Raw genomic sequence first — 26,009 nt, 5'->3', positions numbered from 1 at the left:
GTCCGCGAATCCGCGAATCCGTGTGCCCAGGGGGATCCCGCCCAGGGGCGGGCCGGATGGGGGCTTGTGCGCCTGTTCGGCAGGTTCCTAGCCTCGGTCGGGGGCTGGTTTCACCAGGAGGAGCAGGAGGGGAGTGACGAGTGGGGCGTCGTGAGGGGCCTGTCGACCCGTCGGCGGGGCCGGTGCAGCGGTTCGCGCACGACCTGCGGAAACTCCGTACGGAGGCGGGCGGTCCGCCCTATCGGACCATGGCACGCGGGGTGGCGTATTCGCCGGTGACGCTCTCGCGGGCGGCGGCCGGTGAACAACTTCCGTCGCTGAATGTCACCCTGGCCTACGTCGAGGCGTGCGGCGGTGACCCGGTGGCCTGGGAGGCCCGCTGGCACGAGGTGTCCAGGGAGCACAGCGACCAGATCGCGTCGGCGGACGACTCCCCTTCGCCCTATCCCGGCCTGGCCCGCTTCCACACCGCCGAGCAGGCACATTTCCACGGCCGGGAAGAACTCACCGCCCGTCTGACCCAGCTCGCCCTGAGCCGGCCCCTCACCATCGTGGTCGGCGCGTCCGGCTGCGGGAAGTCGTCACTGCTGCACGCCGGACTCGTACCCGCCCTGCGCGACCGGGGACAGGGCCCGAACCACTTCACCACCGTCCAGGTACTCACCCCCGGTCAGCGGCCCGCCCACACTCACCGGGCCCGCTTCACCCCGGTCGGTGGCGGAGGGCGCACCCTGCTCGTGGTCGACCAGTTCGAGGAGCTTTACACGCTCTGTCACGACCCGGCCGAGCGCATCGCCTTCCTGGACCTGCTCCTCGCCGCCCGTCACCCCGCCCGCCGGCTGAGCGCGGTCCTTGCCGTGCGGGCCGACTTCTCGGGGCGCTGCGCCGAGTACGGCCCCTTCGCCGAAGCCCTGCGGGACGCGGCCCTCCTCGTCGGGCCTCTCACACCGCATCAGCTCAGGGAAGCGGTGATCCGGCCGGCCGCCACCCGGCAGGTCATCGTCGAGCGCGCGCTGACGGCCCGGATCGTCTCCGACACCGACGGCGAGCCGGGCGGGCTCCCGCTGATGGCGCACGCCCTGCGGGAGGTGTGGCGCCGCCGCGCCGGCCGCAGGCTCACCGAGGCCGCCTACGACGCGATCGGCGGTATCCACGGGGCCGTGGCCCACACCGCCGAGGAGACCTGCGCCGCCTTCACCGTCGAGGAGGCCGCCGTCGCCCGCGCCCTCCTGCTGCGGCTGGTCGCCCCCGGCGACGGCACCCCGGACACCCGGCGCCGCGCCGGCCGCGCCGAACTGAACACCTCACCCACCGCCAACCGGATCCTGGAGAGCCTCATCACCGCCCGGCTGCTGACAACCGACGGCGACGAGATCGAACTCGCCCATGAGGCTCTGCTCACCGCCTGGCCCAGATTCCGTACCTGGATCGACGAGGACCGCGAGCGACTGCGACGGCACCGCCATCTCACCGACGCGGCCAGGGCGTGGCTGGAGCTGGACCGGGACCCGGGCGCGCTCTACCGGGGCGTACGGCTGGCCCTGGCCCGTCAGTCGTTCACTGACGCCACGGACCTCACCGACGGCGAGCGCGCCTTCCTGACAGCCGGAGTCGAAGCGCTGCGAAGAGAGGAGAGAGCGGCGCGGCGGGCCGTCCGCAGACTCCGGAGCCTGACCGGCCTGCTCGCCGCACTACTGGTGACCGCCGTACTCGCGGGCACCGCTGCCTGGCAGCAGAGCCGGGCCATCGAAAAGCGCCGCGACGAGTCCGAGGCCCGCCGGATCGCCGCCGTCGCCGCCACCCTGCGCACCACCGACCCACGCGTCGCCCTGCGCCTGGGAGTGGCCGCGTACCGCATCGCCGATCTGCCGGAGACCCGTGAAGCGGTGCGGGCCGGAGCGGGGCAGAGCGACCACGACCTCTTCACCCCCGCGCTCGACCAAGAGCCCGTCAAACGCCAGCTGAGTCCTGACGGCACGACCCTCACCGTCGTGGTGAAGGACCGGCTGATGCGCTGGGACATCGCCTCCCACCGACACATCGCAGACGACCGCATACCCGGAGAGGAATTCTTCGCTCTCGCGCCCGACAGCGGGGTAATCGCCTCCTGGGACAGCGGCCACCTGGTCCTGCGCCGCGCTCCCGACGGGCGGGAAGTCCGTATCCCTCTGGGTGCCCACCGCTTTGACAGGGGTTTCTTCAGTCCTGACGGACAGCTCTTCGTCGTCGGCGACAATGGTGGTGGTCTGCTCCAAGTGCGGGACACCCGCACCGGCAAGCCTCTGTTCACTACCCGCAATGCCCGCAACGGAGGCCCTCCGTACGCCGTCACGAACGACAATCGCCTGGTGGCCTGGTGCAATCAGGGCCGTCTGATGATCCACGATCTGACCGGCCGGACGGTCCACGCTCCGCCCCGGGACCTATCGCGGGCGGCCTGCATGGCTGATGAAATCACCTTCACTCCGGACAGTCGGGCCTTCGCCGCACCCACGCCGAACAGCGTGCGCACCTGGGATCTGCGCTCCGGACGCGAGCGCCCTCATGTGCCAGCCCGTGACGCCGAGAACCTCGCGTTCAGCCCGTCCGGTGATTGGCTGACCGCGCACACCAGTGGCACCGTGCGAATCTGGCGAACCCATAACCCCGGGAGCCCGGTCTATATCAGCCCGCCTGTCAACCACAGCGTCTATGAGATCCGCGTTGACGAACGCGTAGGAATGGTGCGCTACCGGGAAGGCCGCGCAAGCGTGACGACGCGCACCCTCTTCCTCGGCAGGACACTGGAAACCACCCCCGTTCTGCCCCAGGTCCGGGAGATCCGTCTCAGCCCGGACGGCCGCCTCGCGGTTACCTCGGAGAACGGACGACCGATGCTGCGCAACGCCCAGAGCGGCGCCCTCATACGCCGACTCCCCAGCCCCACCTGCCGAGAATGCCCCCTGAGGCTGGCTTTCTCGCCACGCGGCGACGCCCTCGCGTACGCCACCGGTGTACCAGCGCGAGATCTGCGTGTGGTGAGTACGGCCACCGGCCGTACCCTTTGGACGGCGCGGCTTTCCGGCGCGGAGAGCCTGGTTGTCGGTCCTGGCGGGAGCTTCGTGACCGTCTCCTCCGTCGGCATCGTGGTGAACGGCGAAGGCGATCACCTTCGTCTGATGGTGTGGAGGTTCGACCAGCACGGCAGCCGTCGGCTGCTCGCCGCCGACATCGACATCACCGCGTACGACAGTTTCCTCGCGCCGGACCTGAGGACCGTACTGACCACCGACGGCCGATCCCATTCAATGGATGCCGGCCCCACACGACCAGCGACCCCAGGGGAAAGAAATCTGGAAAGTGTGTCCTTCAGCGCCGACGGCCAGTATCTGGCGGTCGGTGATTACGTCGGACGGGTCACCCTCTGGAACCGCGGAACCGGAGAACGACTCGCCGTGCTTCAGGAACAGGAGAACGGCCGCCCCAGCAACCCGAACGGCCGACCCGCGCTGGCGTTCTCCTCCGACGGCACTCAGATCGCCGTCGGCCTCGCGGACGGCTCGATACGCGTCTGGGAAACAGCCGCGCCCCAACTGGACGGCGCCCTGGTGGCCAGGGCTTCCGGCCCCATACGGGATCTTGTCGTCGTGGACGGCAGGGTACGGGCCGCTACGGCGGACACAGCGTCGCTTTCGTACGATGTGGGCCCTCCCGCTCTCGCCCGGGCGACCTGTGCCCACTCCGGTGAGCTGACCCGACGGGAATGGACCGCGTACATGCCCGGACTGCGCTACCGGAAGACCTGCTGACTCGCCCGGCTCGGCGCCGTGATGCCGTTCTGGGGCGTCGTCCGGGTTCAGCGCCAGGCGGTGGCCTCCGTGGCATGGATGCAGTAGCGCTCGTAGGCGCTCTCGCCGCCCTGCTGGGGGACCGCGCAGGCCGTCACCCGGAACTCGCCGTCCGGAGCGCCGACCATGTGGGTGAACTGGTCGTCGTCGTACTCGATCTCCGCGCTCCGCTCGGTGCCGCCGTCGACCCGCACCGTGACGAGATCCCCGGGGCTGCCCCGCTGGATCCGGGCCCACAGCGCCCGGCAGTCCTCGCTGTACCGGATCTGGAGCTGGGCGGGGTTGCCCGACCCGGGCTTGAACGTACGGGCGCCCTCGCCGCACCCCTGGTCGCGCGGGTTCTTGCCCTCGCACGCCTCGCCGGGGCAGGTCGGCTCGTCGAGGAACGCCTTCACCACGTGATCCCCCACCGGGGTCACGACGGCGGCCAGCACGGCGCCCACGACGGCCACCGAGAAGGCCAGGAACCCCGGACTGTGCAGCAGACGGCGACGGCCTGCCGGTCGCGGGGCGGGTTCCGGGGAGGCGGTGTCGCCGCCCTCGCTGCTGTTCGTCGTCATGGACACACCCGGGGAGTGGTTCGGGAAACGGAGGAGTGAGGAGTACGGGGAATCAGCCTCTTTTCCGCTCCGTGCCCGGTCAAGGCGCCACCCGGGGGCGGCGGGGGCGAAGGAGGCGAAAAGGGCGCCCCGGGCCCCGGGACGCACGCCCCCTGAGCGGTTCCCGCCGGGTCACCGGCCCACTCCGGGAAGGGGAAGGGGAAGGGGGATCCGCCTGGCCTGTCCGGGCTCCTCGGCCGTGTCGTCGCCGACGACCGCGAAGGCGCCCGCCGGGACTCCGGACAGGGCGGCGACCCGCGACGCCACCGCCAGCAGGGCCTCCTCGCCGGCTCCGGTGACGAAGAAGACGTAGGCGTCGCCGTCCTCCTCGCCGTCGTCGTGGACCCGGACGGGGCCCCGTTCCTCCAGGCCGGTGAGGAAGTCCTCCACCGCGTCGATCCAGGGGAACGGGTAGGCACCGTCCGGCAGGCCGGGCGCCGGGGTCAGCGGGACATGGATCTCGACAACGGTAGTGGGCACGGGAGTCATTCTGCCCGCGCCCGGCTTCCGTCCTGTCGACGGTGGTGGGCGTCCGGCGCCCGGAGTTGACGTCCGGGGGGTCTTCGGGTGTCCTGCTGCGATGCCCGACCTTCGCATCCTGCAACCGGACACTGACGCCGCCCTTGAGGAGTGGAGGTACGTCCACAACGTGATCATCCCCACCCACCCTCTGTCGCTGGACGAGGTACGGGAACGTGCCCGGCGTCATCATCTGGAAGTCGCGTATCTGGGTGGCGTTCTCGTGGGGTGCAGTACGGTGCGCCCGCCGGTGGACGGTACGCGGACGGCGACGGTGATCGCCCGTGTGCTCGGCGCCCACCGGCGTCAGGGGTTCGGCGAGACCCTCTACGCGCGAGGGCTCGACCGGGCACGGGAGCTGGGGGCCGGCATCATCGAGACCGTCGTCCTGTCCTCCAACGAAGAGGGGCTGCGGTTCGCGCACCGGCACGGGTTCGCCGAAACCGAGCGGTACCTGCTTCCCGGGGACACCATCCCCTGGATCGACCTGCGGCTCTCCTGACTCCGGCCCCTCCGCACACCCCACCCCACCGCACCGCACCGCACCGCACGTGGCCGGCGTCCACCTGCTGACGGCCCCGTCCCCGGGCGGCGGCGGTTCCAGGCCTCCGAAGTCGGCAGGGCTGCGGGAGGCGCACGGGCCCGAGCCGTACGAGGCCGTACCGGCCGTCCGCCAGCGGTACGGACTGGCTACTCCTCGGGCTCCCAGGCGATCAGCCGCTCGAACACCTGCCGGTCGCCCTCGACCGTCAGGTCGCTCAGCGTGAGGCGGCCCCAGACGAAGAGGAGCAGTTGCTCGGCGGTGCCCGTGGCCGAAACGGAGGCGGGCACGGTGTCGTCCGTGAGGGGTGCGGGCCAGGCGCCGGTGCCGTCCAGTGCGAGGAGCCAGGAGGGGCCCTCGGTGGCGTGGTAGTGGATGGTGGCCGGCTCGTGCGGCCAGGCCGCCGGGGTGGAGTTGCAGGTGTCGAGGAACTCGGCCACGCCGTCGATCGCGATGTCCGCCGGTATCGGCTGCACGGCGCCTGCGGCGAGCTGGGCGTCGTAGGTGTGCACCAGCACCTCGTGCACCCGGCGCCGGGCGACGCCCCAGGCGTTCGCCGGCGATACGCCGGCGCCCCACCACGCCCAGCACTCGCGCTCCGCGCCGGCCTCGCGCAGCGCACTCAGCAGCAGTTCGTTCGACTCGGCGTACCAGGCCAGCAGTGCCCGGGGCTCGCGCGGCGCCTCCGAAGCGTCCTTGGCCGGCGGAGCCCCGGCCGGGCCCGCGGTGACGACCGCGGCCCACCAGCGCTGGCCCGTACCCAGGTGCTGCACCAGATCGAACAACGTCCACTCGGGGCAGGACGGCACCGGCGCATCCAGGCTGGGCGCGGCGGCGACCGCACTGCGGAACACGGCCGACCGCTCGTCGATCAGTTGCAGCAGGGCGGAAAACTCAAGGCTCTCTGTCACATCGCCTGCCTATCACCCAGGCTCAGCCGACGCACCCTCTGTTTCAGGCCGTCAGCTGCGGGAGTTGGGAGCAGCTCATGGAAAGCCTGGTCGTCGCCGTATTCCCGTCCTGGCCGGCTCGTTGAACGATTCATGGGGAAGGGGAACGGTCCTCCGTGGAGCCGTGGAGGGTGCCGGATGACCCGTGGGGGCGGATCGATCCGTTGCTGCCGGTCAGGCAGCGGCGTCCGCTCCCGCTCGGCTCGAAGCACCACACCATCACCGACGCGGGCGGCACCCCGCTCGCCGCCTGCGGGTGACCGGACTTCGAGGGCTCCCAGGGGCTCATTTCCCCGTGAGGATCGCGAGGGCCGTGCCCGAGATCAGGGCGTCCGTGGCCGCCGACGGGGTGCCGGCGATCCCGGAGCGCATCAGGGAGGCGCCCTCGACCAGGGCGATGAAGACCTCGGCGCGGGCCCGCCGCTCCGGTGGCGGGAGGCCGGGGGCGTGGGTGGCGATCCGGTCGGCGACGAGGTCCACGTACTGGCGGTAGAAGGCGCGGACGGCGGTGGCGACGGATTCGTCGCGGGCGGCGAGGGCCCACAGTTCGGCGAAGACGCGGACGAGTCCGGTGTCGGTCTGCTGGCCGAGCACCATGCCGACGAGCGCGTCGAGGCCGACATCGTCGGTGCCGCTGCCGCTTCCTCCGTCGGTGGCGCTCTCCGTCAGGTGGTCCAGGGAGCGCTGGAGGATCCGGGCGAGGAGTTCGGCGACGAGGCCGTCCCGGGAGGGGAAGTAGTACTGGAGATGGCCGAGGCGCACGCCCGCCGCGTCGGCGACGGCGCGGAGGGAGAGGGCCGTGTGGCCGCCGGACACGAGCAGGGCCTCGGCGGCGTCGAGGAGGGCCGTGCGGCGGGCGGCGCCCTTGGCGGTGGTCACGCGGCCGCCCGGAGAGAGGACGCAGCAGGGGACGGGACGATGTCGACCACGACGCCTTCCGCCGCCAGCGCGGACAGTACGGTCTCCGGCAGCGGGTGCGCCTCCGGGAGGGCGAGCCCGGCGCCGGGCGCCGGGGCGCCGTCGTCGCCGAGGACGCGCCGCAGCCCGAGGAGCCCGCCGACGGCGGTCATGTGGGACTGGCCGCGCGCGTCGGTCACGGTCGCGGTCAGGGCGCCGCCGGGCCCGCGCACCTCGATCCGGACGGTGGCCGTGCCGCCCTCGCCCGGCGAGTGGAGGATACGGCGGCGCAGGGGCCGCCAGAACTCGCCCCGGGCCCGCCGGAAGAACCCGGTCCGGCCGAGGGCGACCAGGGCGGACGTGGTGGAGGCGCTGCTGAAGCCCAGCCGGGTGGTGACCGTGCGGGCACCCAGGGTCAGGGGCAGGGTGAACTGCTCGGGGGTGTCGATCCTGACGACCTTGGTGCGGTCCGGGCCGATGTCGAGGGTGCGGGCGCCGCTGAGGGGGCTCACCACCGTGTCGCGGCCGTCCTGGAGTACCTCGAAGTCGACGCCGAGCCGGTCCATGAACTCGACCGAGTCGGCTCCGGAGCGGTCGGCGAGGTCGTAGCGGATCGCGGTGTCGACGCTCTCGGCCCCGCCGACCCGCCCCGCGAGCACGGCGGCGACGAGCGGCACCACACCGCCCATCCAGCCGGAGGAGAGGAGCGCGGGCGCGGTGGGCGAGCCGACCGAGACGAGGAGGGCGGCGCGCTGCACGCGGGCCGTCCAGCGGGTGACGTCCACGTACGGGACACCGGCGGCGAGGGATGCGCGCAGGACGCGGTCGTCCGGGTCGTTGACGAGACTCACGACCGCCCGGACGGCGGCCCGGAACGGCTCGGGGTCGGCGAGATCCCACCGCCGGGCCTCGGCGGACACCTCCCGGCACAGGTCCGCCGCCTTCCCGGGCGAACGCCCGGCGAGCAGCAGCGGCCAGCGGCCGTGTGCGGCGCGGGCGAATTCGGTGCCGACGGTTCCGTATCCGCCGACGAGGAGGACGGGGCCGTCGGGGTCGTGCATGAGCTGGTCGGTGTTCATGAGAACGACTATAGGTCACCCGACCTAAAAATGTCGCGTCGAGGACCGGCCCGCCCTCCCGCCGCGCAGATCACACATGTTTTCGGTCTTCGTACAGACGCACCCATAGAGATCAGGGCACAGGCATCCCCCCGGGGTGTGCCGCCCGGACGCCGAGGGGATGACCCGCCGTGCGAACAGAGGTACGGGGAACTCAGCCGTACGACGCTCAGCCGACCTCCACGGAAGGATCCGTCAGCGCATGGGCCTCAACTCTGCACGGCCGGCCGGCGAGGTGCCGGACAGCGGACACCGAACCCTGGTGGAGTCCGTTCTGGAAGCCGGGTTGCTGGAACCCCTGCTGGCCGAGGTCCGGCGCTTCGAGCCCCGGTTCGACCGGGCGCAGGGGGAGCGCAACCTCGCCGTCGTCACACGCGAGCTGGAGGAGGCCGGGCTGCCCTGCCCTCCCGGCACCGCACGCGACCTGGTCACCATGCAGCAGCTCATCCTGCCCACCGAGGACGACGCCCTCTCCCTGGCACTCGCCCGCACCCACGTCTTCGTCACCGCGTTCGACAACATGTGCAACGAGGACGGGGCCCTGACCCGTGCCGTCCTCGCGGGCCTCGGCACCACTCCCACCCACTCCCCCCACGCCGCGTACATGGAGCGGACGCTGCGCGCGTTCGAGCCGTTCTGCGACCCGGTCTTCCTCGGCGTCCACCGGGGGTTCCTCATCGAGGCGCTGGTGGGAGTCCTCTTCGAGGCGGAGTTCGCACCGGACGCGGACGACGCCATCGACACCGACGGCGTACGCATCCGGAGCGGGTACAACGCCTTCTGGTCGGGGATGATCCAGTTCCTCCATCCCGGCCTGGACTTCTGCCGCAACACGTCCTTCTGGGCCCATGTCCTGCCCTGGACGTCCCTGTACCTGGCGGACATGAACGACGCGCTCTCCTTCTACAAGGAGTCCCTGGACGAACGGGAGTTCACCACCAGCGCGATCTACCGCGAGGCCGTGCGGCGGCGCATCCCGTACACGGAGTCCTACCGGCGGACCCTCGAACGCGCCCTGCTCAGCCGACGGCGGGCCCTCGCCTGCGCCGACGACACCCAGCGGCCCTACCTGGCCACGTACATGAACGGGTACGTGTACTGGCATCTGCGGGTCGAGCGGTACCGGTGGAGCGACCTCGTCCCCGAGCTGACCCCCGTCACCTTCCTGCGGTAGACCGGTCAGATACTGACCGAGGAAGCGAGATCCTTGAACCAGGCAGGGCCATGACGATCGGCTAGTGCCAATGTCCGCTCCCATCGCAGCGCGACACGCCCCGAAACGTAGTCGAGTGGGGCGATATGGCGGGTGATGATCTCCTCGGCGTCCCGCCACGCACCGACGGACACCAGCGCTCCTACGTACCCCACCGCGTACTGCTTCGCCCGATTGCGCTTCGGATTGGTACTGAGTGCCAGGGACAGCCCGGCGTCCAGGTACGGGAGCGCTCCCCGGGCGTCGCCGGCGTCCACCAGCATGAGCCCGTGGTGATGCGTCACTTCTCCCTCGTCGATCCACCAGGTCCACTGGGGATCCCGGTCACTGTCTGAATCCTGGAATCCGCCCAGTGCCCGCGCCATGGTGTTCGACGCCCGTACGGTGTCGCCGGACTGCGCCAGGGCGCGCGCCTGCCGCACATGGGCCATCAGAGCAACGCGGTGCGGCACACGGGCGTCGGTCAGCAAGCTGTCGGCCAGCGCCGACGCGTCACGCGGCTGCTGATCGGCGATGGCAGCCATCGCCAGCAAGTCCTTGCAGAACCACATCATCGGGCGGTCCCGGATGTCAGCCGCCAGCGCCAGAGCTTCTGTCAGTGCCCGCCACGCTTCGGCAGGACGGTTCGCCCCGTGCAGCAGCCAGCCGGCCACCTGGGCGGCCTCCGCCGCGGCAGTCACGTAATTGCGGTCGTCCACGATCATGTTGCGCACGGCGGACTTCCACACCTGGACGCCGGCTGACGCCACATGGTTCGGCCCGTACTCGTTGTCATGGCGGAGAAGCGCCGCCACGGAGTCACGGATCCGCTGCACGGCCTCACTCGGTGGTGGGGCGTCGGGGTCCGGAACCAGTGACCTGAGTGCCTCGTCGGTGCCGAGTACGTCGTCCAAGGCGCACGCGAGGGCGTAGGACGGGGGGCGATGGCAGTTCAGTACGCGGGAGAGATGCGTGACGTCGAAGTGGGCCGCTCTGGCCGTGGCGCGCAGGCTGAGCCCGGCGGCAGCCATGGCGCGGCGCGCGATGCTAGCGAACTCGACTCCGGTCAGCACGTGTTCACCTCGGATGGGTGTTGTCTTCTGATGCTCAGCGTAAGCAACACACTACGCATACCCAACCTCGGAACTCGCGCGTTCCATGGATAGCGCGACACGAAGGTGTCCCGGCGGCGCTGGCAGGCGCCCCGGGACGTGGCCGGCCCACATTGACCAGACGACTGGGGCGACAGATGAATCGTAATGACTCCCCGCAGGACACGCACGAGCGTGCCGGGGATCCCGTACGGATGACCATGGGCGTGTACCGGACGAGCGGGGAGGGCGGCCGGGAGGACATCCCGTCGGTCGCCCCCGTGACCCCGAGCGGGCATCCGGCGACGGTCATGGTGACGTCGGTGTACCCGCGGTGCCGGTGCGGTCGGTGCGGGTGCGCCGCATGACCGGGACGGACAAGCTGCCCGAGCTGCCGATCCCCGGAAAGGCCTTCGTGGACCGGCTGATCACGCGCACCTGGCTGCGGAACGACATCGGGCACCCGGCGATCGCGTGGCTGCTGGTGGGACGGCCGGTGCGGGAGAGCGAGCCCCGGTATCAGCGGGAGCAGAGCGAACTGCATCTCCGGGCCATGTGCCAGGCCATGGGACTGCACGACCCCGAGGATCCCGAAAGGCCCCTGGACAGTACGTTCATCGGTTCGGGGCCGAGGCTTTTCGTCGGAGGCGTCGTGGTGGAGATGGACTACGGCCATCCGGAGTATCTGCTCCAGGTGGACCAGCCCGGGCCGGCCTGGCGTCGGCACGCGCTCCGGGGCGGTCCGATCATCGTGGGCATCGGGCTGCTCCCGGTCCCGCGCGGAGACAGCACCGTACTCATGAGGGAATACCTCCGCTACAGCCGGGCGAACGCCAAGCTGAAGATCGGGCGGATCGGGGTACACGGACTCGGCTCCGTGAGTCGCGCCGGCCGTCGGCACCAGGAGCGCTGACCGCCGTCACCTTCCGGCCCTGTCGGCGCAGCCGGGGCCGGGGCGCCCACCGGGCAGGTACTCGGCGCGTTCCGCAAGTGTGAGGTCGCGGCCGGCGGCCCGGCAGATCCTGGCGATGGACTCCTTCAGACCGGGGAGGTCGGTACGCCACACGCGGACCGGCCGGTCGAGGGCCGCGACGGCCAGGGTCCGTCCGCCGGGGCCGAAGGAGAGCTTCCCGACGCTCCTCGTGTCGTTCTCCAGGGCTCCGCGCGAGACGCCGGACGCCGTGTCCCACAGGGTGATGTCCGGGATGCCCGTCATGGCGGTGGCCAGGGTCCTGCTGTCCGGGCTGAAGGCGAGGGCCACCTCGCCGGAGTCGGACCTGCTCAGCACGCGGCCGGGGCTGCCCGTGGCGGCGTCCCACAGCCGTATCACGCCGTCCCCGCCGGTGGCCAGGAACCTGCTGTCCGGACTGAACGCGAGGGAGGTGAACTCCTGCCGCACGGCCCGGCTGGTCGCACGGACCTTCCCGGACGCCGGGTCCAGGAGGGTGATGTCCCGGAAGTACCCGGTGGTGACGGCCAGGGTGCGGCCGTCCGGGCTGAAGGTGACGTCCGCGTCCCGGTGCACGGACGTGCTCAGCGTACGGCCGGGTCTGCCGGTGGCGGCGTCCCACAGCCGCACCGCACCGCCCCCGCCGGTGGCGAGGAACCTGCTGTCGGGGCTGAACGCGAAGGAGACGAACTCCCGCGTACCCGCGCCGATGGTCGCGCGCAGCGCCCCGGAGGCCGGGTCCCACAGGCGTACGGTGTCCTCGTCGCCGGTGGCCAGGGTCCGGCCGTCGGGGCTGAAGAGCAGGTGGAGGGGCGGCCCGGCGGTGCGGTGGAGGATCAGCCGGGACCGGCCGCCCGCGGTGTTCCTCAGCCGGACGGTGCCCCGGTCGTCGGCGGTGGCCAGGGTCCTGGCGTCCGGGCTGAGGGCGAACGGCTCCACGGCGTCGAGGGCCAGCCGGGTGCGGCAGGTCCGCGCGTGCGACAGCCGCAGGGTCCGGGACGGGTTCCCCCGAGGCGCCACCGGACCGGTGGAGACCTCCGACGTGAGGAGCATGTCGCCGGCGGGTCGGTGGGTGAGGGAGTGGAATCTGCCCGTGGTGCCCTTGACCTCGCACTGGAGGGGACGGGTCACGTTCCAGCGGCGGATGCTCGTGTCGTCGGTGGTGGCCAGGGTCCTGCTGTCCGGCCCGAAGGCGAGCGCTGTGACGCCCCAGGGGCTGTGGCCCCCCAGGGTGGCGAACGACCGGCCGCCCGCCACGTCCCAGAGCCGTACGCCGCCGCCTTCGCCGTCGACCGTGGCCAGCGTCCCCCCGTCCGGGCTGAACACCGTCCACAGGGGCCGGTCCGTGTGCTCCGACAGGGTGCGGCGCACGGTGCGGGTGGCCATGTCCCACAGCCGGACCGTGCCGTCCTCGTGACTGGTGGCCAGGGTGTCGCCGGACGGGTCGAAGGCGAGGGGGAATCCGTTCCGGAGCACGGTCCATTCATCGGGGTGGCGGGGTACGTCCACCGGGTGGGTCATCCGCACGGCGTTACGGGTGAGGACCGTGTGGCGGCCGGTCCGGGTGTTCCAGAGCCGGACCGTGCCGTCCGCGTGCTGGGTGACGAGGGTGCCGCCATCGGGCCCGAGAGCCAGGGCGGTGACGCCGCCGGTCGGTCCGGTGGCAGGGGTGAGGACGGAGCGGACCCGGCCGGACCCGGGATCCCACAGCCGGATGGTGGCGTCGTCGCCCGTGGTGGCCAGGGTGCGTCCGTCGCCGCTGAACGCGAGGAGGAGAACGGCCCGGGTGTGTCCGGTGAGCGAGGCCCGCAGGCCCCCCGAGACGGCGTTCCGCAGCCGTACGGTGCCGTCGTCGCCGGCGGCGGCGATCGTCGCACCGTCCGGGCTGTACGCCAGGGCGAGCACGGACCCCGCATACGCGGGGTGGGCGATCCTGCGGCTGCCGGCGACCGTGCCGTGGAGCACCGTCTCGTGCATGCCCCCCGAGGCGGCCAGGGTCCGCAGGTCCGGGCTGAACGCGGTGGCGGCGCCCATCAGGGGGACGGGGCGCTCGCCGAGGAGCCGGAGCGCCGCCGCCCGGTGGACGACGGCGACGGACTCCCGGGTGGGCGCGGTGCGGTGGGCGTGCAGGGCCAGCAGGGAGGCCAGGTCGGGATCGGTGTCGAGGAGTGCGGTCGACTGGGCGGCGAGCTGCCGGGACAGACTCGTGCGCTGGGCAGCGGCCGCCTTCTCGCGCTGCTGTTCGCTGACGCGTCTCTGCTGCCACGCGATCACGCTGACGCCCGTGACCACCAGCAGGAGCAGGGCCAGGCTCGCGGAGAGCCGGCGCAGGTGGCGGGCGCGGCGGGCGGCCGCCGCCTGTTCCGCGTCCCGTCGGGCGGTGCCGGCGTCCAGGAAGTCCCGTTCCAGCGGGTTGAGATCGGCGGTGTGCCCGTCCCGGGCGGCCCATTCGGCGGCCACGGCGAGGCGGGTCCCCCGGTAGAGCGCCTCCTCGTCCCGGTCGAGTTCCGCCCAGGCGGTGGCGGCCTCGGTCAGGCGCCGGTGGATGCCGAGACCCTCCCGGTCCTCGGCGATCCAGGTCCGCAGCCGGGGCCAGGCGGTGATCACGGCTTCGTGGGCGAGGTCGGCGGTGTCGCCGTCGAGGGTGACGAGCCGGGCCCGGGTGAGGTGTTCGAGTACGGCGGCGGTGTCCTGCGGGTTCTCGGCCGCCAGTTCCGCGCGGGCGGCGGGGCGGCGGGTGTCACGGGCACCCTGGCCGGGAGTGATGAGGCGGAGCAGGATGCGGCGGGCATGCGTGGCCTGCGCGGGGGTGAGCCGGGTGTAGGCGTCCTCGGCGGTGTCGGCGACGGCGCCGTGGAGCCCGCCGACGGCTTCGTACGCTTCGAGGGTGAGGGTGCGGCCACGGCGGCGGCGCCAGGTCTCCAGGAGGGCGTGGGACATCAGGGGCAGGGCGCCCGGGCGGCCCGTGGTCTCCTCGACGATGCGGGCGGTCAGTTCCCGTTCGACAATCAGTCCCGCCGCGCGCGCCGGGCCGACGACCGCCCGGCGCAGTTCCTGCGGTGTCATCGGGCCGACGAGCAGATGGGCCTCGCGGAGCACCTCGATGAGGTGGGGGTGTTCGGCGCAGTGGCCGTAGAAGTCGGCCCGTACCGCCGCGATCACCCGCAGGCCGCTGCCGGGCTCGCACGCGGCCCGCAGGAGCGCGAGGAACCGGGTCCGCTCGGCCGGATCACGGCAGAGGGTGAAGAGTTCCTCGAACTGGTCCACGACGACGACGGTGTCCCCGGGCCGGGGAGCACCCGCGACGCCGGCCTGCCCGGGGGCCTGCCCGGGGGCGGTGAGGGCGTGGGCGTGGGTCGCGGCGGGCCGGTCGCCGGGGGTGAGGATCCGTATCCCCGCGCAGCGCGGGGTGCCGCCGTCGGCGTGCTGGAGCCGGGGGATCAGCCCGGCGCGCAGGAGGGAGGACTTGCCGCTGCCCGAGGCGCCGGTGAGGATCACGAACCGGTGGTCGCCCAGGGTCCGCAGAAGCTGGTCGACCAGGTCGTCGCGGCCGAAGAAGAGTTCCCGGTCGCCCGACTCGTACCGGGAGAGGCCCCGGTACGGCGGCGTTGCGCCGTCGTCGTCCCGCACCGGCACCGGCGAGGTCCGCTCCTCCAGCGCACGGGCCGCCTCCTGCCAGCGGTGCTCCCACTCGTCCGGGTCGCCGCCGCAGACGGCCGCGTAGGCGAGGAGCACCGGCAGTGAGGGCAGTTGGTCGCCCCCCGCTGCCGCCGCGAGGGTGGTCACCGAGTACCCGGCCCGGCGGGCCATCTCCCGGTACGTCGGCCCGCCGGCCGCCGCCCGCAGTCCGCGCAGCTCGTACGCGAACGCTTCGACCGGACCGGCCTCCCGGTCCAACGGCCGTTCCCGGCGCCCCGCCATCGGCCCCACCCTCTCGCGTACCCCGGCGGTCGCGGACACCGGCTCCGGGCCGGGACCGGGTCGGTGGGGCCATCGAAGCGTGCGGAGGCATTGTCCGGACAGGTCGGGGCGCGGTTTCCGAACAATGGGGCGGGGCCCGGGGCGGGGCCGGGTCAGTCCATCCCGGGCAGGGTCCGGCTCAGGATCCGCGAACCCCTGCTCGGGTCGAGCGCGGCAAGCCACTCCGCCGGAGCGCCCGAGCCGTCGCCGACGGTGAAGCCGTGCCGCAGGAAGAGCCTCCCGTCGCCGGTCGTCGCCGTGTACACGACCGTGACCGACAGCTCCAGCGCCTCGGCGAGCACCGCCGTGAGCAGCGCGGAACCGACGCCCCGGCCCTGACCGCCGCCCGTCACACAGAAGTTGTAGAGGACCGCGGGCCGGCCGGGGCACGCCGTGGTGCCGTACGGGGGATGGCGGCGCAGGGCCACACAGCCGGCGAGGGCGCCGTCCCCGGATGTCGCGAGCAGGAAGTCGCCCGCGTCGCGCGCGTACCGCTCCAGGGTCCGTTCCCGCAGTGCGCCGGAGCGCACGAAGGGGCGGGAGAGGCGGTACAGGCGCTCCGCGTCCCGCGTGGTGGCGTGTGTCAGGCGGAGCCCGGAATCGGCCGTCTCGCTGGTCATCGCCGTGGACATCGCCGTGGACATCGGCTTCTCTCTCTCGTGGAGTCGGGAGTCGCCGGCCACCTGGTCGGGCCAGTGCGCCGGCTTGACTCCGACCAAGAATGGCTAGCTGGGCAAGCTTTGCCTGGCCAACCTCATCTGGCTGATAATCATTCACCGCGCCGCAGACAGTACCGAGGTGCGGAGGAGAGGACGAGTGTCCATGGCCGGCACGGCCGGACAGCGGGCCTTCGCACAGGGGAGACCGGCCCGCGCCCCGGCGACGGTGGTCACCGCCCAGGGCCGTCCGCTCTCCCCCGGCGACGAGATCCGGGTCGTGGACGACGTGGACGACGCAGCTGTGGAGGGTGTCACGGGACATCCGTCGACCCATGGTCCGCACACCATCCGGGGCTACTGGAACGCGCCCGGGGGGCGGCAACAGGATCGCGGCGGCGGAGAGCCACGTCCTCGCCCACCCCTCCGTCCACGACGCCGGCGTGGTCGCCGGACCCGGCATCCGTCTCAGGGAGCGGACCTACGCGTACGTGATCCTGCGCGCGAACACGGGGCCGGTGGCGGCGCTCGCGCTGCAACAGTTCGTCCGCTCGCGGTGGAAGGTCGACCCGGGCGGTGCCGTGCTCCTCGTGCACGCCAGGATCGGCACATCCGGTCGTTCGTCGTGGCGAACGCGTACGAGTGCGGTCCTGGATGCGGATGTGGCCCTGGGTACGGGTGTGGCGCAGCTCACCGGAACCGGTGCAACGGTCCGGGCAGTGCCGAGTGTGGAATCACTCATGAGGAATCGCCTCCGTGACGGAGACCGGACCGCCCTGGGCGAGGTGTACGACGCGCACGCCCAGGTGCTGTACCGGTACGCCCTGCGGGTGACGGGCGACTGGGCGGAGGCCGAGGACGTCGTGTCGGCGGCCTTCCTGGAAGCGTGGCGCGGACGGGAGGGGCTGCACCCCGACGGGGGCGATCTCCGCCCCTGGCTGCTGGGGATCGCGACGAACATCATGCGCCGCAACGCCCGCGCGCGCAGGCGCCGCGACATCGCGCTCGCCCGCGTCCCCGAGCGCGGCTCGATCCCGGACTTCGCCGACGACCTGGTCGGCCGGCTCGCGGACACCGAGCAGCTGCGCGCCACGCATGCCGCGCTGGCCCGGCTGCGCCGCCGGGACCGGGAGGTCTTCACCCTGGTGGTGTGGGCGGGCCTGGACTACACGGCCGCCGCGGAGGCGTTGGGCGTACCGGTCGGCACCGTCCGTTCGCGGCTCTCCCGCGCGCGGGGCCGGCTGCGCGAACTCACGGAGGCGGAGGCCCGGTCCGCGCGGGGGCGGGACCGGCGCAGCGACGCGGCAGCCCTCAGTACCCCGCTCCCTCGTACGGAAACCACCAGCCCTGCCCACAGACGTCAGGAACCGCGCCACGCTCTTGTGGCCCGCATGTCCGGCGCATCCGGTGTATCCGGTGTATCCGGTGTATCACGCGTACCCCGTGTATCCCGCATATCCCGCGTTTCGCCCCAGGAGAACCACGGATGAAGATGAACCGACCCCCCTTCGACGACGGCGAACTGCGGGAACTCGGAGGCCTGCTGCCCCCGCCGCCGGTCCCGGGACTGGCTCCCGACCGTGAGCTGATGCTGCGGGAGGCCGTGCTGCGGAAGGCGGCCGCGACCGTGCCACCGGGTGCACCGGGGAGGCGCGAGGCGCGGGCCCCGCGCCGGCGGCTGTTCACGGTGCTGGTCCCGGCGCTGGCCTGTTCGCTGGCCGTCGGTGGCGTGCTGGTCCTGGACCTCGATGCCCCGGACCGGTCCGCGCGCGAGGCCGCGCCGGTCGCGGGGGACAGCACTCCGGGCGCTCACCCGGCGGCCCGGCTGCTCGACCGGGTCGCGCTCGCCGCCGCCGAGCGGAGCCGACCTGCGGTCCGTGCCGACCAGTTCGTGTACGTGGAGAGCAGGGTCGCGCACACCGCCCAGAACGCGGGAGGCGGCGCGGCGGTCCTGGAACCGGTCCGCACCCGCCGGATCTGGCTGTCCGCCGACGGCAGCCGACCCGGTCTGCTGCGGGAGGAGGGCCGCCCGGACACCGTGCTCGGCGACGGCCCGCCGGTCCATGTCGTGGACGGCCCGGGGGCGACGCCCCGACCGGTGCACCCGCGCCCGGAGAGGCCGTCGGTCACCGCTCCGACGCATCGGTACGTGGCATCGCTGCCCACGGACCCGGGCGCGCTGCTGCGGCTGATCCGGGAGGAGACCCGGGGCCAGGGGCAGCACCCGGACCAGCGGGCCTTCACCGCGATCGGTGAGCTGCTGACGGAGACCTGGGCGCCGCCGGAGGTCAGCGCCGCGCTCTACCGGGCGGCCGCGAGGATCCCGGGGGTCACGGTGATCCCCTCCGCCACGGACGCCTCCGGGCGCACGGGGGTGGCGGTCGCCCGTACCGCGTACGGGCAGCAGACGCAGTGGATCTTCGACCGGACGACGTACGCGTTCCTCGGCGAGCGGACGGTGCTGACGGAGTCGGGCGCGGCGGGTCCGGCGGGGACGGTGGTGGGCACGTCGGCCGTCCTGACGACGGCGGCGGTGGACCGGGCCGGCCGCACTCCGGGGCGTACGGCCGGATAACCGGGCGGCAGGGAAAAGCGGAACAGGGGAGCAGAGGAACAGCGGAACAGGAGAGCAGGGGCGTATCTGTGCGCCGGCTGTCGGAGCGCTGTGCGATCATCACGACGATCTTCACGCGCCCGGCACAACCGGATTCCGGCGGACCGCCCGGCGCGTCCTGTCCCGCATGCCCTGGGGGGAATCCCGATGCCTGCTCAACCGTGTACGGCCGCGAGACCCGCGGCGTACACCGCGCTGTTGCTGTCCCTGTCGGTCCTGGTCTCGCTGCTGCTCCCGGCGGGAACGGCGTGGGCGTCGGCCCCCGCCGGCACGCCACCTCTGTCGTCGGGGACTTCTGAGCGGTCGGACCCCAGGAGCCCCGCCGCCAGGGCCGGCAAGGCCGCCCAGCCGAGGGAGACCCCGGCCGCCCGGGCACCCGCCCCCGGGGAGTGCGCCGCGCTGCCGCCGGCGGCGTTCGGCGACCCCGGCGCGGCCGTCGGCACGGTGACCGTCCCCGAGCGGGGCTCGGCCTGCTTCGCCTTCACCGTCGAACGGGCCGGACTGCACAATGCCGTGTACGACGCCAACGGGGGCGACACGTACACCGAGTTCTACGACGGCGAGAGGCGGCTCGACTGCGGCAGCCAGTGCCTTCTGCCCCGTACGGGCGACTTCACGCTGAAGGTCCTCAACCGGAGCCCGGAGCCGAGGACGGTCTCCGTGACCGTCGTCCCGCTCGGTGCCGCCACTCCCGGCTGTCTGCCGCCCGCCGGCACCGCGATGGGAGCGCCGCCCCTGACCGGCGCCGTGCCCGGTCCGCTGGCGCTGGTCTGCCAGCCGTTCACCGGGGAGCCGGGCGACCGGATCGTCCACGAGTTCAAGACTGTCCGGAACGCCAACACCTTCGCGTGGATCACCGACGGGACCGGGGCGGCCGTCTGCCCGTTCGGCACGGGCGGCCGGGGATGCGTACTGCCCGGCAGCGGTCCGTACCGGATCATCGCCCGTGCCCTGTCTCCCGAGGGCGGCTTCCCCGCCGCGTACACGCTGCGGATCCAGCGGCTGAACGAGCCGGAGGGCTGCGAGCCCGTCCCGGTCAACCGCTACGGCTCCGCGCCCACGGCGGGTGACCCGGCCATCGGCTGCAAGACCTTCACCGTCCCGGCCACCGGCCACTATTCGGTGAACGTCATCGTCGACGGCAACAGGTCCCCGCGACCCGTCTTCGACCGCGCCGGGAAGACCGTCTGCCAAGACTGGCAGTACCGGTGCGCCCTGACCGCCGGCGTGGAGTACGTCCTGCACACCACCCGCCCCACCCTCATTCTCGACCACGCCTCCACCGCGGGCTGTCAGCCCGCCCGCCTGGGGGTCGACAAGGGCTCCATCTCGGCCCCGGGTGAGATGGACTGCCTGACCCTGCCGCTGCCCGCGCGGGCCCGGATCGCCCTGACCCTGCCGGGCGCCGGTCCCGATCTGGACGTCTCCACCAGAGTCGTCGATGCCGACGGCAAGGAGACCTGCGACCTGGTGGGACCCGAGAACGGCACCTGCGAGCTGACCGGCAGGACACCGTTTCGCGTACTGGTCTCCTATTACACGAGGGACGACGAACCGGGCACCGGCTCGTACCGTTTCCATCTGACCCGTACGGACAGCCCCACCGGCTGCCGGGTACTCCCGGCCGGTGACTTCACCGCCACGAGCGCGTCGGCCCGGATCAGCACGGGCGGCGGTGCCTTCGCGGAGTGCCTGAGCATTCCGGCCTCGGACCACAGCACCGTGGAGGCCCTTCAGCTCCGGAGGCTCTCCGGGGAGCCGAAGAAGGCCGATGTGCTCGTCCTCGACCCACAGGGCGGCGAGGTCTGCGACATCGACAAGCGGTGGGACTGGTTCCTGAGCAACTGCGTCCTCAAGAAGGGCACCGCGTACACCGTCCTGTTCCGGGGGATCGACGACCCCGCGAGCTACACCCTCACCCGGCGCGATGTGACCAGGACGGCGAAGGGGTGCACGGCGGCCCCGGTCGTCCCGGTCGGCGGGCCGTCCACGATCGGCAGGCCCGGCGCGCCCGGCACGCTGATCTGCCGTCAAGTGATCACACCCGAAAGCCAGGACAGCCTGCATCTGAATGTCCGTGACCCGCTCGATACCCTGGGCGCCACCGTGTACGACGCCTGGGGCGGGACCGCGTGCACCGCCACTCCCTGCGGAACCAACGGTTCCACCCACTACCAGGTGGTCATGGAGGTCCGGTCCGGCCACCGGGCCGCCGACTCCTACCGTCTCGACGCCCTGCGGGTCGGGACCAGGAAGGGACCGGTGCGCGAATGCGTCCAGGTGCCCAATGTCGCCTTCGGGCTCGGGCCGGTCACCGGCACCCTGGACGAGCGGCGCACCGCGTACTGCGCGGTGCTGCCCACGGGGACGGGTGACAGTTTCGACGCCACGGTCGCCGACGGCACGGACGCCGCCGGGACGGCCGCGCTCGCGCTGTACGACGCCAACATGCGGAATGAGTGCACCGACACCGGACGCCCCGGCGGCTACCGGTGCCACACCAACGGATCCGGCCCCCGCACACTGGTGATCGGTCTGGCCGGCACGGCGTCGAAGAGTTCCTACCGCGCAACCCTGACGTGCTCGTACGAGCCCTGCGGCGCCGAGTCGCGCAGGTTCGACGCGGTGACGCCGGCGACGGGTCCGACCGGGCCGACCGGCGCCGGCGTCACCGTCAAGCTGCTCGGCAAATCGCTGCACGAGAAGGACCGGATCCTGATCGAGTCGGCGGGCCGGAGCATCGAGTCGACCACGGTCTCGGTCGCCGCCGACCGCACGTCGCTCACCGCGCGGCTCGACCTGACGACGGCCGCGCCGGAGCGGTGGAGGATGAGCGTCGTCGCGTACGACGGCACCCGGACCCCGCTGGGTGTCTTCACCGTCACCCACCCGGCCCCGGTGAACACCAAGGCGCCGTCGATCAGCGGCGCGGTGAAGGTGGGGGCGCAGCTCACGGCGCGGCCGGGGTCGTGGACGCCGGCGCCGACGTCGTACCGCTACCAGTGGAAGGCGGACGGGAAGGACATCGCGAAGGCGACCGGTCCGACGTACACCGTTCCGGCGAACCTGCTGGGCAGGAAGGTGAGCGTCACGGTCACGGCGCTCCGCGCGGGGCACGCCGTGAGCAAGCCGGCGACATCGTCGGCGGCGGCTGTCGGGAAGGGCGGCGCGCCGAAGGCGACCAAGGTTCCGGTGATCTCGGGTGCGGCGAAGGTGGGCAGGACGCTCACGGCGAAGCCGGGCACGTGGACGCCGGCGCCGACGTCGTACGGGTACCAGTGGTACGCCGGTGGCCGGGCGATTTCGGGCGCCACGAAGTCGACGCTGACGCTGAAGTCGGCCCAGCGCGGCAAGAAGATCACCGTGAAGGTGACGGCGCGGCGGACGGGTCACGCCGACGGCTCGGCGGTGAGCGCGGCCACGGTGCCGGTGGCGCGCTGATCCGTACGTGACGATGGCCTGTACGACCTGATCGGGTCGTACAGGCCATCGTCATCATGTCATCGTCGGCCTCCGGTGGGGCCGGTCAGGCGAGGGCGAGGAAGAGCTTTTCCAGTTCCTCTTCGCTCATGGGAGGGGCGTCGGCGTCGCTGTCGGCGAGGCACTGCCGCATCCCACTGGCGATGATCTTGAACCCGGCCCGGTCGAGGGCGCGCGAGACGGCGGCGAGCTGGGTGACGACGTCCTTGCAGTCGCGCCCCGCCTCGATCATGGCGATGACACCCGTGAGCTGGCCCTGGGCGCGGCGCAGCCGGTTCAGGACGGCCCCGGAGACGTCCTCTCCTACTTTCACCTGGGTTCTCCTTGTCGTGGCGGGTCTCGTGGCGCCGCGCCGTGGCGTCGCGACGTCGTGACACGGACCTACCAGGATACCCCATGGGGTATGGGTTCAGCGCGGTGCGCGCAGCGCCGTGACGGCCGTGGACAGGTCGGCGCGCGGCCCCCGGTTGTAGGGGAGCCTGGAAAGCAGCATGCCGAGGGCGCAGGTGTTGGTGAGGGCGGCGAAGGTGAGTCCGGCGCCGATGGCGGTGCCGACGAGGTGGAGCCCGGGTACGACCAGCCCGGCGAGGCCGGTGGTCAGGACGACGGACCCGGCGACCAGCCGGACCTGCCGCTCCAGGGTCCACCGGGCGGGGCCGCGCTCCACGGGGGCGTCGGCCAGCTCCCAGGCGACCATGCCGCCGTCGAGTACGGGCAGGCCGGACAGGCCGGCGTCCGCGAGCAGCTCCCGGGCCTGGGCGGCGCGGGCGCCGGAGTGGCAGACGAGGACGGTCTCGGCGTCGAGGTGGTCGAGCAGGTCGTCGCGGTGGGCGCGGAGGACGTCCAGCGGGATGTTGCGGGCGCCGGGGATGTGGACCGTGCGGAACTCACCGGTGGTGCGGACGTCGAGCAGCAGGGGGCCGCGTCCGCCGCTGGTCAGGAGCTGGAGGGCGGCGGGGGTGACGGTGGAGGTGACGGTGGGGTCGGCCATGGGGCTGTTTCCGTTCATGCTCATGTTCACGGTCAGGAGTGCGGGGTGTCGTCGCCGGTCAGGGCCCAGGCGGTGTAGCCGCCGAGGATGTCGGAGACGTCGGTGAAGCCGTGGTGCCGCAGCAGGCTGGCGGCGACGGAGGAGCGGTGGCCACCGGCGCAGTGGAGCACGAGGGGCCGGTCGGCGGGGATCTCGGCGAGTCGGTGGGGCAGCTCGCCGAGGGGAATGTGCCAGGACCCGTCGATGGCCCCGCCGGCCCGCTCGCCGCAGGTGCGGACATCGATGACGAGGGGCGCTCCGGCCTCCCGGAGCGCGGCACGGAGCCGGGCGGCGGTGAGCCTGCTGGCGGGGGTGACGTCGTGCGGCAGCCCGGCAAGGACGTCGTCGGACTCGGCGAGGTACCCGGCCACCCGGTCGAACCCGATCCGCGCGAGCCGGGTGACGACTTCCTCCTCACGGCCGTCGGGAGCGATGACGAGGAGTTCCCACCCGGGGTCGAGCACGGTCCCGGCCTGCTCGGCGAACCGCCCGTCGAGGGGTACGTTGACGGCGCCCCGCAGATACCCGGCCCCGAACTCCTGCGGCCCGCGCGCGTCGACCACGACCGCGCCACCGGCTCGCCGCGAGAGGAAGTCGGCGACTGCCAGCGGCCGGGGAGCGGAGGCGGCCGGGTCGTACAGGTCCCGGTCCCGGCGGTTGAGGTCGGCGTCGTAGGAGAAGTACCCGGGCGCGGCGGCCTGCCCGGCGGTGACGAGACCGACGAATTCCGCCCGGCTCATGGGCGCGCAGGCGTAGTTGGTGGCACGCTGCTCCCCGATGGTGGACTGCTTCTCGGCGGAGAGATTCCGCCCGCACGCCGACCCGGCCCCGTGCGCGGGGAAGACACGCACGTCGTCGGGCAGCCCCATGAGCTTGCGCTGCACGCTGTCGTGCAGCATGCCACCCAGCTCCTCGGCACTCACCCCGACGGAGGCGAGCAGATCGGGCCGCCCGACGTCGCCGATGAAGAGGGCGTCGCCGGTGAGCACCCCGTAGGGAACGGGGTCGTCGGCACGCTCCCGGACGAGCACGCTGATCGACTCGGGGGTGTGCCCGGGGGTCTCCATGATCTCCAGGACGATGTCTCCGAGAACGATGCGGTCGCCGTCGGCGAGCTTCCGTATGGGGTACTCGGTCTCGGCCCGCCACCCGTATCCGATCCACGCCCCGGTGCGTGCGGCCAGCTCCAGGTGCCCGGCGACGAAGTCGGCATGGAAGTGGGTGTTGATCACCCCGACGACGGTGAAGCCCCGGGCTTCGGCATCGTCCAGGTACTCACCGACGTCCCGCCGGGGGTCCACGACGACGGCCTGACCGGTGCGCTCGTCGGCGATCATGTACGACGCCTGGGAGAGACAGTCGAGGTAGTACTGGGTGAAGAACATGGGGTCCTCCTCGTCGTGGGGAATACCCTGGGGGGTATTTTTCTGGGCGGACGGACGGGGGTTGGCGCGCTGGTCGGGGTGGGGGTGGTGCCGGGGGGCGCAGGGGGGAGGCGAGTCGGGGCGGGCTATACCCCTTGGGGTATTTTCCGTGTCGACAGTAGGCACGGGGAATGGGCGCTGTCAAATACCCATGGGGGTATCTGGGTGGCTAGGGGGCCGGGCTGGGTGGCGGGGGTTTGGCACTGGCCCCGCGTGCGCGGGGAGCAGGAGCGTTCGGCGAGGGCACGGGCGAGCCAGCCGGGACCATCCCCGCACGCGCGGGGAGCAGCATCAGGGCGGCCCGGCGCAGGAGGTAGACACGGGACCATCCCTGCACGCGCGGGGAGCAGTACAACGAGGGAAGCGGGAGCGACCTGCGGGCGGGACCATCCCCGCACGCGCGGGGAGCAGGCGCATGCCGGAGAGGAGTCCCTGCCCGCCCTGGGACCATCCCCGCACGCGCGGGGAGCAGACCGTGGCGGGGTCGTCGGTTTCCAGCAGCAGGGGACCATCCCCGCACGCGCGGGGAGCAGCGGCGCTGGACGACGCCAGGCGTCGGATTGCCGGGACCATCCCCGCACGCGCGGGGAGCAGAGGACGCCACCTGCGGCGTTGTCGCGGCGGGGTACGGTTTTTACCCACTTCCACCGACTCCGACATAACCGACTCTTCCGACTTCGAGCGAGACCCAGCACCATCACCCTCACCATATTCACCACAACGCCCCGACACCGGCACTCACGAAACCTCTCTGATCGGGTAAAGGCGTTTGCGGCCGAGCACCGGGTGGCCGAAAGCGACTACCACAAGTACCCACAGGAGCCCGCCACGAGGAGAATGCGGCGGTCGCACCCCCTCTCCCAGAGGAGCAGCAATATGGATCGGATGGTGCCGTGGGGCCTCAGCAGGATGCAGCCGTACCCGACGCTGGTGAAACCGACCACGAGGGTAGTCGGGCTGGATCCCCAGACGCAGACAGCGATTTACGAAGACACCGCAGGACAGCGACTGGAGATGGGCAGGCACTCGACACACCGTGGGGTCGAGACGGAGACCCAGACCAGCCCCGGCGACGGCGCCGGCCCCGACATGTCGGACCAGGATCACGACCAACGGACGGAGCAGGACGAAACCGAGGAGAGCTCCTGATCAGGAGCGCTCG

20 protein-coding genes and 1 CRISPR repeat array are annotated in these 26,009 nt (G+C 72.4%); of the genes, 9 read left to right on the top strand and 11 right to left on the bottom strand.

Annotation, left to right across the window (positions count from 1 at the left end):
* Positions 1–140: 140 nt before the first annotated feature.
* The gene (locus SYYSPA8_RS11815) at positions 141–3,788 is read left to right on the top strand and encodes a WD40 repeat domain-containing protein (protein ID WP_323447045.1); all 3,648 of its coding nucleotides are present in this window, start codon (positions 141–143) and stop codon (positions 3,786–3,788) included.
* 47 nt (positions 3,789–3,835) lie between these two features.
* Here SYYSPA8_RS11815 and SYYSPA8_RS11810 read toward each other — a convergent pair whose 3' ends face one another.
* Positions 3,836–4,387: a DUF2690 domain-containing protein gene (locus tag SYYSPA8_RS11810; RefSeq protein WP_323447044.1), complete on the bottom strand. Its 552-nt coding sequence runs from the start codon at positions 4,385–4,387 to the stop codon at positions 3,836–3,838.
* Positions 4,388–4,558: 171 nt separating this feature from the next.
* Positions 4,559–4,906 (bottom strand): hypothetical protein, encoded by a 348-nt coding sequence (locus SYYSPA8_RS11805; RefSeq protein WP_323447043.1) that lies wholly within the window; start codon positions 4,904–4,906, stop codon positions 4,559–4,561.
* A gap of 100 nt (positions 4,907–5,006) precedes the next feature.
* Between SYYSPA8_RS11805 and SYYSPA8_RS11800 the strand changes: the two genes are divergently transcribed.
* Positions 5,007–5,447: a GNAT family N-acetyltransferase gene (locus SYYSPA8_RS11800; protein ID WP_323447042.1), complete on the top strand. Its 441-nt coding sequence runs from the start codon at positions 5,007–5,009 to the stop codon at positions 5,445–5,447.
* A 188-nt stretch (positions 5,448–5,635) separates the two neighbouring features.
* Here the strand turns inward: SYYSPA8_RS11800 and SYYSPA8_RS11795 are convergent, their stop codons facing one another.
* A complete protein-coding gene (locus tag SYYSPA8_RS11795) occupies positions 5,636–6,397 on the bottom strand; it encodes a maleylpyruvate isomerase family mycothiol-dependent enzyme (RefSeq protein WP_323447041.1) in 762 nt (253 codons plus the stop codon).
* A gap of 170 nt (positions 6,398–6,567) precedes the next feature.
* Between SYYSPA8_RS11795 and SYYSPA8_RS11790 the strand changes: the two genes are divergently transcribed.
* Positions 6,568–6,696 (top strand): hypothetical protein, encoded by a 129-nt coding sequence (locus SYYSPA8_RS11790; protein ID WP_323447040.1) that lies wholly within the window; start codon positions 6,568–6,570, stop codon positions 6,694–6,696.
* A 25-nt stretch (positions 6,697–6,721) separates the two neighbouring features.
* On the opposite strand, the gene SYYSPA8_RS11785 is transcribed toward SYYSPA8_RS11790, so the two are convergent.
* Both SYYSPA8_RS11785 and SYYSPA8_RS11780 read right to left on the bottom strand, forming a co-directional pair.
* Complete coding sequence (locus SYYSPA8_RS11785; protein ID WP_323447039.1) at positions 6,722–7,315, bottom strand: TetR/AcrR family transcriptional regulator; 594 nt, start codon at positions 7,313–7,315, stop codon at positions 6,722–6,724.
* Positions 7,312–8,412, bottom strand: a complete 1,101-nt coding sequence (locus SYYSPA8_RS11780) for a saccharopine dehydrogenase family protein (protein ID WP_323447038.1) — start codon at positions 8,410–8,412, stop codon at positions 7,312–7,314. Before SYYSPA8_RS11780 ends, SYYSPA8_RS11785 begins: the two co-directional genes overlap by 4 nt.
* A 241-nt stretch (positions 8,413–8,653) precedes the next feature.
* On the opposite strand from SYYSPA8_RS11780, the gene SYYSPA8_RS11775 reads away from it, so the two are divergent.
* Entirely contained in the window at positions 8,654–9,625 is a 972-nt protein-coding gene (locus tag SYYSPA8_RS11775) for an isoprenoid biosynthesis enzyme family protein (protein WP_323447037.1), read from the top strand.
* Between the two features lie 5 nt (positions 9,626–9,630).
* Here SYYSPA8_RS11775 and SYYSPA8_RS11770 read toward each other — a convergent pair whose 3' ends face one another.
* On the bottom strand, positions 9,631–10,716 hold the full coding sequence (locus SYYSPA8_RS11770; protein WP_323447036.1) for a helix-turn-helix domain-containing protein: 1,086 nt from the start codon (positions 10,714–10,716) through the stop codon (positions 9,631–9,633).
* Positions 10,717–11,098: 382 nt separating this feature from the next.
* On the opposite strand from SYYSPA8_RS11770, the gene SYYSPA8_RS11765 reads away from it, so the two are divergent.
* Entirely contained in the window at positions 11,099–11,647 is a 549-nt protein-coding gene (locus tag SYYSPA8_RS11765) for a hypothetical protein (protein ID WP_323447035.1), read from the top strand.
* A 6-nt stretch (positions 11,648–11,653) separates the two neighbouring features.
* Here the strand turns inward: SYYSPA8_RS11765 and SYYSPA8_RS11760 are convergent, their stop codons facing one another.
* The gene (locus SYYSPA8_RS11760; protein ID WP_323447034.1) at positions 11,654–15,604 is read right to left on the bottom strand and encodes an nSTAND1 domain-containing NTPase; all 3,951 of its coding nucleotides are present in this window, start codon (positions 15,602–15,604) and stop codon (positions 11,654–11,656) included.
* 152 nt (positions 15,605–15,756) lie between these two features.
* A complete protein-coding gene (locus SYYSPA8_RS11755; RefSeq protein WP_323447033.1) occupies positions 15,757–16,287 on the bottom strand; it encodes a GNAT family N-acetyltransferase in 531 nt (176 codons plus the stop codon).
* Between the two features lie 347 nt (positions 16,288–16,634).
* Between SYYSPA8_RS11755 and SYYSPA8_RS38340 the strand changes: the two genes are divergently transcribed.
* The 3 genes from SYYSPA8_RS38340 (at position 16,635) to SYYSPA8_RS11735 (ending at position 22,354) form a co-directional block, all read left to right on the top strand.
* Complete coding sequence (locus SYYSPA8_RS38340) at positions 16,635–17,789, top strand: RNA polymerase sigma factor (protein ID WP_407705982.1); 1,155 nt, start codon at positions 16,635–16,637, stop codon at positions 17,787–17,789.
* A 2-nt stretch (positions 17,790–17,791) separates the two neighbouring features.
* Positions 17,792–18,874, top strand: a complete 1,083-nt coding sequence (locus SYYSPA8_RS11740; RefSeq protein ID WP_323447032.1) for a CU044_5270 family protein — start codon at positions 17,792–17,794, stop codon at positions 18,872–18,874.
* 186 nt (positions 18,875–19,060) lie between these two features.
* On the top strand, positions 19,061–22,354 hold the full coding sequence (locus SYYSPA8_RS11735) for a cell surface protein (RefSeq protein WP_323447031.1): 3,294 nt from the start codon (positions 19,061–19,063) through the stop codon (positions 22,352–22,354).
* Positions 22,355–22,439: 85 nt separating this feature from the next.
* Here SYYSPA8_RS11735 and SYYSPA8_RS11730 read toward each other — a convergent pair whose 3' ends face one another.
* From SYYSPA8_RS11730 to SYYSPA8_RS11720, 3 genes are all read right to left on the bottom strand, one after another.
* Positions 22,440–22,706 carry a metal-sensitive transcriptional regulator gene (locus SYYSPA8_RS11730; RefSeq protein WP_323447030.1) on the bottom strand — a complete coding sequence of 89 codons (267 nt, stop codon included), beginning with the start codon at positions 22,704–22,706 and terminating at the stop codon, positions 22,440–22,442.
* Positions 22,707–22,802: 96 nt separating this feature from the next.
* Positions 22,803–23,402, bottom strand: a complete 600-nt coding sequence (locus SYYSPA8_RS11725; RefSeq protein ID WP_323447029.1) for a rhodanese-like domain-containing protein — start codon at positions 23,400–23,402, stop codon at positions 22,803–22,805.
* A 14-nt stretch (positions 23,403–23,416) separates the two neighbouring features.
* Entirely contained in the window at positions 23,417–24,808 is a 1,392-nt protein-coding gene (locus SYYSPA8_RS11720; protein ID WP_323447028.1) for an MBL fold metallo-hydrolase, read from the bottom strand.
* Positions 24,809–25,107: 299 nt separating this feature from the next.
* Positions 25,108–25,441: a CRISPR direct-repeat array (repeat unit 29 nt; unit sequence GGGACCATCCCCGCACGCGCGGGGAGCAG).
* A 282-nt stretch (positions 25,442–25,723) separates the two neighbouring features.
* On the opposite strand from SYYSPA8_RS11720, the gene tgmA reads away from it, so the two are divergent.
* Entirely contained in the window at positions 25,724–25,996 is a 273-nt protein-coding gene (gene tgmA, locus SYYSPA8_RS11715; protein WP_323447027.1) for a putative ATP-grasp-modified RiPP, read from the top strand.
* The last annotated feature ends 13 nt before the right edge of the window (positions 25,997–26,009 follow it).

Source organism: Streptomyces yaizuensis, from assembly GCF_034961445.1.
GTDB classification, from domain to species: domain Bacteria; phylum Actinomycetota; class Actinomycetes; order Streptomycetales; family Streptomycetaceae; genus Streptomyces; species Streptomyces yaizuensis.
The sequence above is the reverse complement of the archived record's forward strand: the minus strand, read 5'-3'. Positions and strand labels throughout refer to the sequence as shown.

Bases quoted from the DNA above. Each gene is read 5' to 3' on its own strand.
- SYYSPA8_RS11740 (WP_323447032.1), top strand. From the start codon at position 17,792: ATGAACCGACCCCCCTTCGACGACGGCGAACTGCGGGAACTCGGAGGC.
- SYYSPA8_RS11725 (WP_323447029.1), bottom strand. From the start codon at position 23,402: ATGAACGGAAACAGCCCCATGGCCGACCCCACCGTCACCTCCACCGTC.
- SYYSPA8_RS11800 (WP_323447042.1), top strand. From the start codon at position 5,007: ATGCCCGACCTTCGCATCCTGCAACCGGACACTGACGCCGCCCTTGAG.
- SYYSPA8_RS11765 (WP_323447035.1), top strand. From the start codon at position 11,099: ATGACCGGGACGGACAAGCTGCCCGAGCTGCCGATCCCCGGAAAGGCC.
- SYYSPA8_RS11810 (WP_323447044.1), bottom strand. From the start codon at position 4,387: ATGACGACGAACAGCAGCGAGGGCGGCGACACCGCCTCCCCGGAACCC.
- SYYSPA8_RS38340 (WP_407705982.1), top strand. From the start codon at position 16,635: ATGGTCCGCACACCATCCGGGGCTACTGGAACGCGCCCGGGGGGCGGC.
- SYYSPA8_RS11720 (WP_323447028.1), bottom strand. From the start codon at position 24,808: ATGTTCTTCACCCAGTACTACCTCGACTGTCTCTCCCAGGCGTCGTAC.
- tgmA (WP_323447027.1), top strand. From the start codon at position 25,724: ATGGATCGGATGGTGCCGTGGGGCCTCAGCAGGATGCAGCCGTACCCG.
- SYYSPA8_RS11755 (WP_323447033.1), bottom strand. From the start codon at position 16,287: ATGTCCACGGCGATGTCCACGGCGATGACCAGCGAGACGGCCGATTCC.
- SYYSPA8_RS11780 (WP_323447038.1), bottom strand. From the start codon at position 8,412: ATGAACACCGACCAGCTCATGCACGACCCCGACGGCCCCGTCCTCCTC.
- SYYSPA8_RS11760 (WP_323447034.1), bottom strand. From the start codon at position 15,604: ATGGCGGGGCGCCGGGAACGGCCGTTGGACCGGGAGGCCGGTCCGGTC.
- SYYSPA8_RS11735 (WP_323447031.1), top strand. From the start codon at position 19,061: ATGCCTGCTCAACCGTGTACGGCCGCGAGACCCGCGGCGTACACCGCG.
- SYYSPA8_RS11775 (WP_323447037.1), top strand. From the start codon at position 8,654: ATGGGCCTCAACTCTGCACGGCCGGCCGGCGAGGTGCCGGACAGCGGA.